Annotated in this window: 8 protein-coding genes and 1 pseudogene; 4 read left to right on the forward strand and 5 right to left on the reverse strand. The window is 45.1% G+C overall.

All coding sequences use genetic code 11. The features are described 5' to 3' along the window. Positions 1-586 (reverse strand): annotated as a pseudogene (locus BP688_RS02210) (secretion system protein E); the annotation flags it as partial. 131 nt (positions 587-717) lie between these two features. Here BP688_RS02210 and BP688_RS02215 point away from each other — a divergent pair. Together BP688_RS02215 and BP688_RS02220 are read left to right on the forward strand one after the other, a co-directional pair. Next, positions 718-1,848, forward strand: a complete 1,131-nt coding sequence (locus tag BP688_RS02215; RefSeq protein ID WP_290624493.1) for an iron-containing alcohol dehydrogenase — start codon at positions 718-720, stop codon at positions 1,846-1,848. A gap of 9 nt (positions 1,849-1,857) precedes the next feature. Next, complete coding sequence (locus BP688_RS02220) at positions 1,858-3,654, forward strand: aldehyde ferredoxin oxidoreductase family protein (protein ID WP_290596484.1); 1,797 nt, start codon at positions 1,858-1,860, stop codon at positions 3,652-3,654. Between the two features lie 185 nt (positions 3,655-3,839). On the opposite strand, the gene BP688_RS02225 is transcribed toward BP688_RS02220, so the two are convergent. After that, a complete protein-coding gene (locus BP688_RS02225; protein ID WP_290596483.1) occupies positions 3,840-4,733 on the reverse strand; it encodes an SPL family radical SAM protein in 894 nt (297 codons plus the stop codon). Positions 4,734-4,888: 155 nt separating this feature from the next. Between BP688_RS02225 and BP688_RS02230 the strand changes: the two genes are divergently transcribed. Further along, entirely contained in the window at positions 4,889-6,241 is a 1,353-nt protein-coding gene (locus tag BP688_RS02230) for a DEAD/DEAH box helicase (protein ID WP_290596482.1), read from the forward strand. Next, positions 6,219-7,619 (forward strand): DUF790 family protein, encoded by a 1,401-nt coding sequence (locus tag BP688_RS02235; RefSeq protein ID WP_290596481.1) that lies wholly within the window; start codon positions 6,219-6,221, stop codon positions 7,617-7,619. Before BP688_RS02230 ends, BP688_RS02235 begins: the two co-directional genes overlap by 23 nt. A gap of 2 nt (positions 7,620-7,621) precedes the next feature. Here BP688_RS02235 and BP688_RS02240 read toward each other — a convergent pair whose 3' ends face one another. The 3 genes from BP688_RS02240 to BP688_RS02250 form a co-directional block, all read right to left on the reverse strand. Further along, positions 7,622-9,355: a hypothetical protein gene (locus BP688_RS02240; protein WP_290596480.1), complete on the reverse strand. Its 1,734-nt coding sequence runs from the start codon at positions 9,353-9,355 to the stop codon at positions 7,622-7,624. Positions 9,356-9,430: 75 nt separating this feature from the next. After that, positions 9,431-10,660 carry a 2,3-bisphosphoglycerate-independent phosphoglycerate mutase gene (locus tag BP688_RS02245; protein WP_290596479.1) on the reverse strand — a complete coding sequence of 410 codons (1,230 nt, stop codon included), beginning with the start codon at positions 10,658-10,660 and terminating at the stop codon, positions 9,431-9,433. 56 nt (positions 10,661-10,716) lie between these two features. Next, entirely contained in the window at positions 10,717-12,192 is a 1,476-nt protein-coding gene (locus BP688_RS02250; RefSeq protein WP_290596486.1) for a xylulokinase, read from the reverse strand. Positions 12,193-12,344 lie beyond the last annotated feature (152 nt).

Genomic DNA, 12,344 nt, shown 5'->3' on the forward strand with positions numbered 1-12,344 from the left:
TGTTTGTGCGGAGGTTTGTGTACTTTCTGTGGAATATGTAGATGTGTTTCCCATAACCGTTGCATGAGATGTCTTCAATCATCGGGTCGTACATTATGGGGGTGATTCTCCCAAAGAGAATCGTTCTCTTGAAAATGTGGTAGAGGACTCTGAAGTAATCTGACCCTTCGAGCTTGATTCTGTAATCTTCGAGGATCGAATCAATCTTTGATTTGAGTGTGGAAACCTTGTCCTTTACCTCCTTTGGATTTGCGGCATAGTATTCGAGCTTGTTTATAACGTCCTTTACGAGTCTCTCTTCATCCTCATCCAGTTTGGGTTCGTTAACGTGATACAAAAACTCATTTTCCTCATCATTGTAGAGTATATGGATGCTCGATATGACAAATCTACCGTAAACAGGATAACCCTCAACTTCAATCCACCCTTCAGGAGGTTCGAACTCCTGCGACAATCTCTTTGACAGCGTCCTAAAGGTATCTTGATCCAGAAATTCTTCGCGAGCACTCTTTTTGATTATTTCAAAGACTGCTTCTCTCTTTGGCATTTCTTCCTTCCTGCGAAAACTGAGTCTGAGCGAGGGCATCAAGAGAATTTTGCATTAAAAATTAAAAAATGTTTCGTGTAAAAAGATTTGAAGCGCACTAATAAACATTGGAAAATATTTTATGTTGCTATCTGGCAAGTATCTTTGGTGAGTGAAAAATGTGGTGGTTTGTGATACCAAGGACTGTTTTCGGTGATGATGCAGTCCAGCATCTCGAAAATGAAAAGGCAGAGAGAGTGTTGATAGTGACAGATAAGCAATTGAGGGAGCTTGGATACGTAGACGAAGTGAAAAAGTATCTCAAAGCTGAAAAGATTGAGATTTTTGATGACGTTGAGCCTGAGCCAAGCATTGAAACCGCTCTGAAGTGTTCAAAGATTGCAAGAGATGTTGACGCCCAGCTAATCATTGCACTTGGTGGTGGAAGCGTTTTGGATGTAGGGAAGATGGCAAGGATTCTTCTGGAGCTTGATATTGACCCCGAATTAGTTACACCCTTCACAGACCTCTACGAACTGGGGTTCCAGAAGAAGGCGAAGTTGATAGCGATCCCAACAACGAGTGGAACGGGAGCAGATGCCACGTGGGCTATGGTTCTGACAGACACGAAGGAAAAAAGGAAAGTATTGCCCGCAAACAGGGAAGCAATTCCAGACCTAACGATTCTCGATTACAGGTTTGTTGAAAAGATGCCTCCAAAGCTCGTTGCGGGAACGGGAATGGATGCCCTAACCCACGCTATCGAGGGTGCAGTTTCTCCATGGAGAAATGACTTCAGCGATGCAATGTGTGAGAAAGCTGTAGAGATAATTCTTGAGAACCTCGAAAAGTCATACAGCGGAGATGCGGATGCAAGAGCCAAGATGCACCATGCAGCCACGATGGCGGGAATGGGTTTCGGCAATTCTCAGGTCGGACTCGTTCACGCCTTGGGGCATGCCTTTGGAGCCTACTTTAAAGTTCATCATGGGATATGTGTTGGTGTCTTTCTGCCATACGCCCTTCAGTACTACATCAACGACAAAGAGTCCAAGAAGTTGCTTGACTACTTGGCTGTAAGGGTAAAGCTGAAGGATGCTGAGACCTTGGTTGAAAGGATTCTCGAAATAATGAAGAACATAGAAGTACCCACAAAGGTTTCAGAGATAGTTGAGGAGAAGGAATTCTTCGAAGGGCTTGAAGAGGTGCTGAATCACGCAATAAACGATGCCTGTATCGTTACATCGCCAAGATGCCCCGGAACCGATGAAGTTAGGAAGCTGTATGAATATGCATTTTACGGTAAAAAGATTGACTTCTGAGGTGGTATGATGTTTGGCTACTGTGGCAAAATCCTGAGAGTTAATCTGTCAGACAAGACAGTCTCGACTTTTGTTCCAGACGAGAAGGATTTGAAGGAGTTCATAGGTGGTGCTGGGCTGGCTGTGAAGCTACATTACGACATGAGAACGTTCGATGCTGATCCTCTATCTCCGGAGAACGTACTGATGCTGATGACCGGGCCGCTGACAGGAACGAGGGCGCCTTCAACCAGCAGGCTTGAGTTCTGTGCGAGAAGCCCGCTTACCGGAATCTGGGGCGAGTCGAACTCTGGAGGGAGAATGGCTACCTATCTGAAATACACGGGATGGGATGGCGTTATAATCGAGGGAGCAAGCGAGAAGCCTGTTTACATCAAAATAGATTTGAACGGAGCAGAAATAGTTGATGCCGACGAAATATGGAGCAAGGGATGTTACGAGGCTCAGGAGATGCTTGAAAAGGAGGTTGGAGAGAAGAGGGTTGCAACGGCGGTAATAGGTCCGGCAGGAGAGAACTTGGTTAAATACGCCTGTGTTCAGGTAGACAATTCGAGACATGCCGGTAGGACGGGAATGGGTGCTGTTATGGGTTCAAAGAAGCTCAAAGGTATCGTTGTTGCTTACGATCCATCTGAGAGGGAAAAAGTGGAGCTTGCAAACGAGGAGGAGTTCAACAATGTCGTTGACGAAGTGCTTGCGAGGATAAAGGACGATTTCACATGCAACATGTTCACCCAGCTCGGCACAGCAGGATACATGGAAACATCAGAGGGTTTTGGAGATTTACCGATAAAATACTACACTCAGGGAATGTTTGAGGGAGCTACGAAGATTTCGGGGGCGGCGATGGCTGCTTCAGTTTTGAGAGGCAATGACGGCTGCTTGGGATGCGTTGTAAGATGTGGCAGAGTCGTCGAGTTCAAGGGTAAGGAAATCCATGGCCCTGAATATGAAACTCTCGCTGCCTTTGGCGCTCTGCAACTGAACGATAACCTTGAGTCTTTACTCGAAATAAACTACATGGTCAACGATCTCGGAATGGACTCTATCTCATCGGGCGTGTCAATCGCCTTCGCGATGTATCTGACAGAAAAGGGGGTTGGAGATTTCAATGTGAGATGGGGAGATGCGGAGGCTGTGAAGCAGCTTGTTAAAGACATAGCCTACAGGAATGGCAAAGGAGAGGAATTGGCTGAAGGTGTGAGGTTTATTGGCAAAAAATATGGTGTTGAGAACTGGGCGGCACACGTCAAGGGACTTGAAATTCCGATGCACGATGCGAGGGGGTTTGCGGGCTTGGCATGTGCATACGCTACTCACATAAGAGGGGCATGCCATCTACCCCACCAGATGTATCTCTACGAGATGGGTAAGAAAATATCAGAATACGACATATCAAGTGACGATAGATTTGCTAATGACGGAAAGGGCATTCTCACCGCAAAGGTTCAAAATTTCTCCGAGCTATACAATGCCGTCATAATGTGTGCTTTCATACCAGTTAAACCCACCCAGCTTGCAGCAATGCTCAAGGCTGCTACCGGCCATGAGCATACGGTGGAGAGCATATTCGTGGCTGGAGAGAGGATGTACACGCTCAAGAGAATTTACGGCCTCAAGTGCGGTGTGACGACTAAGGACGATACACTTCCAGAAATAGTCCTTCAGCCAGTCGAGGGAGGGAGTGCAGGGAACGTTCCCGACGTGCAGAAGCAGGTGAGCGAATATTACGAATATAGAAAATGGCCTGATGGTGTGCCAAGCAGGGAAAAGCTTGAAGAGCTTGGGCTTGGATGGGTTGAGTGAGCTACTTATTTTTCTTTTTTGTCTGCTACCATCATTCCTTTACCGTCAATTCGCGATTTCTTTGAATACCGAGATGCTTCCGTCGGTATCGTAGTAGTTTCGACGTCAAATGCTCAGTTCTACACCAAATCCGAAACATCGTCATTTGGGATATGTAGAGAAAAGCAGAGCAAAGAAGCATTTAACTAAACAATCCTATTTTTAACCCCATATTTCTCACACAACCTTTTTGCTCTTTTTTCAAGTTCTTTTTGATAACCTTTTGAAGGTTGGGGGGATAATCCAAACAGACTCTTGTATTTTGGGATTAGTTCGGGATAGTATTTCTCCAAGAATTTGTAATAAAGGGTTTTACAGTCTGCTTCTTTATTCCCAAACAAAGTTAATGCTCCAACCAAGCAAAAATCCGCCCCATAATCTTTTGCTGTTCTTATCATTTCATCAAGCTCTTCTTCCGAATCAGACAAGAACGGCAAAACAGGAATAAAACAAACTCCCGTTAAAAATCCCTCTTCTTTGCATTTCTGCATCATTTCTAACCTCTCTTTTGGCTTTGGTGCTCCCGGTTCAAGAATTTTTGCAAGTTTCTCGTTTAGAGTTGAGATGGAAAAAGAGATTACCACTCCTCCATTCAATTTCTTTTTTAGACACTCTGGTAAAATCGCATTTTTATCAATCTCTTTCAGTAAATCTAAATCTCTCAAAACCAACTTTGATTTCGTTAAAACATGCAGAGGAAAGTGATATTTTAAGATTATCTCAAGTAAACTTCTTGTTAATCTCAGTTTCTCTTCAACTGGTAAATAAGCTTCTGTTGATGATGAAAGTAAAATTACACCATATTCCCTTCTCCTCGCCCTCCTCCCCAGCTGTTTTTCTAAAAGTTCTGGGGCGTTTATCTTTGCAGATATTGTTTTCGCCAGGTTTTCCCCATATTTAGAGCCTCTTATATAGCAATAAATACAATTAAAAGAGCAACCAGAATAAGGATTTACAGAATAATCATCCAGAAACCAGTCATCCCTCTTTTTATGTTTGTTGAGGACTGACTTTACCTCAATCCCCTTCACCATCCTCATTTAAACACCTCTAACTGAAACGCCACTCTTATATATTATAAAACATTCTCAGAACTTTGCTCGTGAGCTCCCAAAAGCTTTATTTTGAAAATAAGTTGATATGTGCTATCGCCATTCAAAAAAAGCTTAAGGTTGTTGAAGTTAAGGAATGCTGAATGCTTGCCGAGTTATCCTACGAAAGGGGAACGGTCGTTATTAAGGGAGACGTCCACGTTCCCCATGCCAAGTTCGATCCCAGATCGAAGGTTTACAGGGCTCTCGCTTACAAGTATAGGTGGATAATTGATTATTTCGAACAGAGTGATGTGGAGTATGAAGATAACGTCCTTGATTTAATACCCTCCCCCTATTTTGATGCCGAAATTGATTTGAGAGAGTATCAGGAGAGAGCACTGGAGAGGTGGCTCAGAGACAAGTGGGGCTGCATCGTTCTGCCGACGGGTTCTGGCAAAACGCATGTTGCACTCGCTGCGATAAACGAGATTTCAGCAGCAACCCTTGTTGTTGTGCCCACCCTCGACCTCATAGACCAGTGGAAGGAGAAGCTTTCGATTTTCGGTAGTGAGTACGTGGGCGAGTTCTCCGGCAGGGTTAAGGAGTTGAAGCCTGTAACTATCGCAACCTACGACTCGGCTTTCACAAATGCGGAAAAGCTCGGAAACCGCTTTAAACTGCTGATATTCGACGAGGTTCACCATCTGGCTGGAGAGAGCTACATACAGATTGCAGAGATGAGCGCTGCTCCCTACAGGCTCGGTTTAACTGCAACCTTCGAAAGGGAAGATTCAAGGCACAAACTTCTTCCGGAGGTTGTCGGGGGAAAGGTTTTCGAGCTAAAGCCAGGAGAGCTTGCTGGCAAGCATCTTGCTGACTTCACGATAAAGAGGATTTACATCCCGCTGACTGAAGAGGAGTTGGAGGAGTACAGAAAGAGGGAGAGGGTTTTCAAGAACTATCTTAAGGCGAGGAAGATAGTGATCAGAAGCGTGGAGGACTTCCATAAGGTTGTGATGGCCACCGGCTATGATGAGAGGGCTTATGATGCACTCAGAGCGTGGGATGAGGCAAGGAAGATTGCCTTCAACTCAAAAAACAAAATCAGAAAGCTTAGAGAAATTCTTGAGAAGCATAGGAAGGATAAGATAATCATCTTCACCCGCCACAACGAGCTCGTTTACAAAATCTCCAAGCTTTTCCTTATCCCTGCCATAACATACAGAACTCCCAAGGAGGAAAGGCAAGAGATTCTGGAGGGGTTCAGGAGGGGGAGGTTCAGAGCAATAGTGAGTAGTCAGGTGCTCGATGAAGGTATTGACGTGCCTGACGCCAGTGTTGGTGTGATCATGAGCGGGAGTGGGAGTGTTAGAGAGTATATACAGAGACTTGGCAGAATTCTGAGACCGTCTAAGGGTAAAGAAAGAGCTGTGCTCTACGAACTGATTTCAAGGGAGACGGGAGAGGTGGGAACAGCAAGGAGGAGGAGAAATGCTACCAAAGGAACTGCTTGATGTCAGGAAAGTCAAGGGAAAGATCATCCCAAAGTTTGCTGGAGAAAAGGATTACGGGCTGGCGGAGATTGTGATAAAAGTTTTCAGGGCTGGTGTCGGAAAAAAGTATGGAAAGGTGCTTGCAAAGCTGAAGGATGTTGAAGATGCAAGGAACTTCAGGAAGGTAAGGGGTTTTGTAAGGGTTCTTGAGAACTACTGCGTTGAGAAAGCCTGTGCCTTTGACGTAGACTCGGAAATTGAACCGCATAGAGTGAGAATGCTACTCTTTGAGAAGGGATTCGTGACGTCGAAAAAGGAGAGGGACAAAGTTATAGAGTACGCTGCAAAATATTTCAATACAACTCCTGAAACCATAGAAAGGGCGATGTATGCAGACAGGGAGGAGGAACTCATTCTGACTGATTTCAGACTTATCACACCCGACAACCTGATAAAGCTTTACAATCTCTCTCTCCTCCAAACTTCGCTTTTCAATGCTCTCAGATTGACATTCTGGGTTTCCGACAACCATAAGGAGATTTTCAGGGCAATCAAGTGGCTTGGTCTGATGTATGAGCTTTATGAAGAAGGAGGAAAGCTAATGGTAGAGGTTACAGGAGCAGCGAGCATACTGAAAATGACGAGGAAATACGGAGTTGCCTTTGCAAAGCTTATACCCTACATTCTGAGGGCTAAAAAGTGGTATCTCAGGGCGGAGATTATAGACTCTGACAGGGTATACTTTCTTGAGATTGATGACAGGTGGAAAGACATATTTCCAGATAAGGAGGAGAGAATTGACTACGATTCCTCGCTTGAAGAGGAGTTTGCGAGAAAGTTGAGAATGCTCGGCTACAACGTTTTGAGGGAACCAGATGTTGTAAAGGCCGAAAAATATGCGTTCATTCCAGACTTCGCAGTTGATGTTGAGGGTGAAAGAGTTTATGTGGAGATTGCTGGTTTCTGGACTGAGGAATACCTTAGGAAGAAGCTCGAAAAGATAAAAAAGGCTGATATTCCCCTTATCGTCATCGCAAGAGAGGACTTTGGGGAAGGAGAAGTTGAGAACGTGATAAAGTTCGGCAGAAGAATTCCGTATGGGGAGGTGCTTAGAGCTCTGAAAAAGTTCAGGAGTAGAAAGGGGATTGAGGGGGATGTTGTCGAGTTGGATGGATTTGCCAACATTCCCGACGACTACATTGTGGCCGGAAAGTATGCGGTGAAAAAGGAGCTTTTCGAGAAAATCAGAGAAGAGATTAAAAAGGCAAATCCGTCAACTGTTGACGAACTGAAGGTTATTCTGGAGAAATATGGCATGGGAGAGAGTACCATTCCTGCATTTGGATTCAAGATAAGGTGGATAGGGCTTGGTGAAGCGAAACTGGAAAGGATTGATTAGCGTTAGCTACTTTTCCTTTTTCCCGCTAACGATTTTCTCATCAAGTATTTTACAGCCGAAAATATTGCAAGAAATATCGCAGTGAACATGATCACCTTTTGGTAGTCGAGTGTGGTCTCTTGCTCTGACATTGTTTGAACATTCGACTCAACTTGAGCGACGGTAGTTGCGGTTACACCATATTCTGTTTTTTCTGCAAGGGTGGATGCGGCTGGGGAATTTTCATTAGACCCTTTTATGTTCTCTTTTTCAACGGCAGCTCTTTCCTCCGACACTGTCAGGTAAGCTCCGTAAGTTTTGAGGTTCAGTGGCTTCCCATCCGAGCGATAGACTTTTGCATCATGTATGTTCAGAACAACGACTCCCGGTTTTTTCGTATGGAGCGTTAATGTAGCAAGGGTTAAGTTTTTACCCATCTCTGTCCCATTACCGAAGTTAGCTGCATGTAGCATTGCGTAGCTTGTGGACACGTGACGGTCTATTGTGGATGCCCAATCTGGAAGTCCCACAGAAACTATCTCTGCAACTTTCTCCGGCATTGCAAGAGATACTGAAAATTTGTAGGAACTAACCCTTTCAGAATCAACGATGATGTTAAAGCTAACCGTTGAATTGGGTGGCACTTCATAGCTTCGTGGGTTAAAGTGCAGTCTAACATACTCCATCCCTTCCTCGCTCCCGCTAATCAGCCATATTTCTTTTTTAACGAGTACATCATCATTTGCCTGCAGGATTTTTGAGTAGCTATAGTTCGGATCAAGATCGTAGTTATCTACTGCAAGCGTTTTTGCAGAGATCGTAGTCGTCAGACTGGTATCTCTAACGTAAATCTCATACTTCCCCTCACTAAGTCCCGCACTTTCGAATTGAACAGCAGCTCTTCCGTCGTTGTCCAGATACGCCTTTTTTGCCACAACATAGTTCGTACCCACTAATGTCACCAGAATGCCATCATAGCCATAATCGTAAACCCTGTTGCTTTTTATTCTTACCACAATCGGATTTCCTAAGGTAATCTCATCTGAAACGTCCACTTTTAATGTAGGTTTTGAAATCCGCACAACGACAGACCTCGAATCCCAAACCCTTCCACCAAACTCCAAAAGAACTTCCATCAGATAACTCCCAGGCTGTATAACATCAGAGATATCGTGACTAAGTTCGTAGCCCTGTCTGAGGTTCAGGTCTATGCTCACTTCATATTCCGTGTCGTCAGTTTTATTTGCAAACTCCAGATTTTTAACTGCAATCACATCGGCATTTTTGCCCAAAATCCTCAGCTCCAGAAAAGTTTCACTGGAGTTTGCAGTTTCTAATGTTGCTTTTATTCTTGTTTTCCCCTGATAAACCAGTTCGGGGATTTCGAGGTCCAATATCTTAGGCTTGACAACCTCAAACTCCTCGAAATACTCAATCGGCTCTGCATCATCAACCAATACCTTCACGAGGCAAGTTCCGTCCTTCCAGTTTTCCGGAATCTCAAATAGCCATTCAGTTGTTCCGCATGCCGAGGTCAGATTTTCCTCCTCACCCTCGCAGAGCTTGTATGCATTTTCCTGACATATTACCAGAATTTCAAAGGGTTTGTTTATTGCTTCGTCAATTGAGACCTGAATTCTTACAGACTCGCCGAGATTGACGAAATCTTTGTCAATGTAGATATTCGTAGCTCCTTGTGCAGGGATGATCAGTGCTATCGCTGTTAGAATGAGCGCCATTGGCGCCAGTAGTTTCATAAAGGGGGAGAAATTTAAAACGATATTAAATCTAACCTTCAAAAGAGAAATTACAACAAGACAATGGCTGACAAGTCAGGCGCCGAACTTCTTTGCGAAGTTTAGCAAGTCAAAGGATATGTTCAGCAAATCCATGCCTCTTATCCTGCACAACCCACCCTTGTAGGCTTCGAACTCGGAAAAACTTCTCACTTCATCTCTCCTGACATCTTCGTGGACGATAATCACGGGAACGGGGTCGGCTGTGTGGTCTTTAACCTTAACTGGAGTGGAGTGGTCAGCAGTTACAATGAGGCAGGTTTCTGAGAAGCTTAGGTCGAAGAGGGTTGAAATTTTTTCGTCAAGCCTCTCTATAAACTTCCTTTTGCCCTCAAAATCTCCATCGTGCCCAAGCTCATCGGGAGCCTTTATGTGTAGCAGAACTACATCGTGGCTTTTAAGGGCATTCTTTGCAGCCCTGAACTTGGCTTCAAGGTCCGTGTTCTTGTTTCCGGTTGCACCCTCAGGAGTGATGACGTCAGCTCCAACAATCCTGCCAACACCCTTTATCAAGGCAGTGGCTGCTATAACGCAGAGTTTCAACCCGAATTTCTCTTCAAAGCTTGGAACGTGAGGCATTTTTCCTGCTCCTCTCAAGAGGAGAGCGTTTGCTTTCAGGAGTCCTTTATCAGACCTCTCCTTGTTTAACGGGTGCTCATCGAGAACCTCATGAGCCTTCTGCATAAACTCGTTCACGATTTCAGCCAGCCTCTTCGCCCCTTCCTCCTCACTCAAGGCTGTGCATTTTTTCACCTTCTTACCTACAGCCTTGGGATCGGTATCTGAAACTTTTTCGGAAAGACCCTCTTCCCTGAAAACAATAGCTGCTCTATGTCCTGTTCCCTTCTCGATCAGAAACTCCACCGGCAGTCTTACTTTATCCTTTATCGCCTCAATAAACTCTTCTGTGTTTTCAATCCTACCCGCCCTTCTGTCCACCACAACCTTGTCGAAGATGCTGCCTTCACCCTCAACAGTAGCAAAGTTTATCCTGAAGGCGATATCACCGGGTTTAACCTCAATTCCAACACCTGCCGCCTCTATTGGACCCCTCCCAGAGTAGTATTTATAAGGATCATAACCCAGCAGTGCGAGATGGCTCGTATCACTGCCCGGTCTAATCCCCGGTGCAATGGTATCCATTATTCCGTTAATCCCTATCTCAGCCAATCTATCAAGGTTTGGTTTGTTTGCAACGCTGAGAGGTGTTTTTCCGTTGACAGGTCTGTCAGATAGTCCATCCACAACAACGAGCAGGACTGGCAAGTTATCCCCCCGACAAGTTATCCCCTCCAAAATGTGGAGGGTTGAAGGTAATAAAACTATTCCGCCGACTTCAGGTAATTATCTCTGATTCTCACGTATTCTCTGTAAACCTTCTCGTAAACACGCCTGTTCTCCTCAATCGGGTTGACTTCAGTAAATTCTGGCAGGAAAACCTTCAGAGCATCTTTAATACCTGTAAAATACTCGCTTCCAGAAGCTGCGAGTGTTGCGGCACCTCTTGCCGTCGCCTCAACATCCGATGAAACCAAGCATCTCCTTCCTGTAACATCCGCGAAAATCTGGTTCCAAAGCTTGCTGTTAGCTGCACCACCATCGAGCCTAAGTTCCTCCACTTCAATACCCTTCCTCCCCATAACTTCCACGTTCGTTCTAACTTCAAAGGCTACAGCCTCCATAACCGCTCTCACTATATCGCCCCTTGAATGGGCAAGGGTTAGACCGTAAATCATCCCCCTTGCATGTGAGTTCCAGTGTGGGCAGCCTGCACCTGAAAAGAAGGGGAGTATGAAGAGTCCTCTCGCCCCTATTCCCGACTCTTCAGCCTCCGCGTTTACTGCTTCATACCCCTCTCCGTGATAAAACGACTTCTTTACCCATGAAAGAAGACTTCCTGTCGTAAAAATGCTCACTTCGCCAACATTCACCCCCGGCAAAACGTGGGAAGAGTAAATGATCTCTCCATAATCCTTAACCTTCTCAACCGGAGCAACCATGAAGGTTCCGGTGCCAGTTGTGGACTTCACACTGCCCTCCTCAACAACTCCCTGAGCGAGGGCGGAGCACTGCTGATCCCCTCCTCCTGCAACAACCAACGGCTTACAATTGATGCCCAGCTTTTCCGCCACATTTCCTCTCGTCTCTCCAACAAACTCTCCTGAATTCACCAACTCTGGCATTAATGAGAGATCAAAATCAAAGGCAGATGCTATTTCGTCCGACCATCTTCTTGACTTTAAATCCATCAGCATAGTCCTCGAAGCATTGGAGTAATCGGTAACCACTTCTCCAGTAAGCTTGTAGACGATGTAATCGTGAACGAGCATCAATTTCCAGCTTTTCTCGATAACCTCAGGTTGATACCTCATCCACCAAAGTATTTTTGGCAACGAAAAGTAGGGATCGGGTTTTAAGCCTGTAATCCTCGCAACAGTTTCTTCTCCGATCTTCTTTCTGATAAGGTCTACCTCCTCAATGCACCTTCTGTCCTGCCAGACTATCGCTCTCGTAATAGGTTCGCCGTCTTTACCAACGGACACTACAGTCTCCCTCTGATTTGCCACAGAGATAGCAGCAATGCTATCTTCAGCATTTGCAATTTTAACTGCCTGCCTGCAAGCATCAACTACACTGTTCCACCAGTGCTCCGCATCTTGCTCGACCCAACCCGGCTTTGGATAGTAGGTCTCGAATTCGGAATAGCTTTTAGCCACCAGTATCCCATTTAAATCATAAACTCCAACTGTAACACCCGTCGTTCCGGCATCTATTCCAAGGATATACATCAAAACCACCTTCTTCAACCCACCTCAGCATCTCCTCCAAACTTTCTCCCCTCTTGCACCGAGACTTTGGCTGTAGAGTATTTGGGCAGCATAATTGCAATTCTCAAGGAACAGAGAGAGTCCCGTTCTCGCAAAAATAGTTTTGTCCGAGTAACATGAAC

The sequence above is a fragment of the Archaeoglobus sp. UBA230 genome (assembly GCA_002507545.1).
In the GTDB taxonomy this organism is placed as follows: domain Archaea; phylum Halobacteriota; class Archaeoglobi; order Archaeoglobales; family Archaeoglobaceae; genus Archaeoglobus.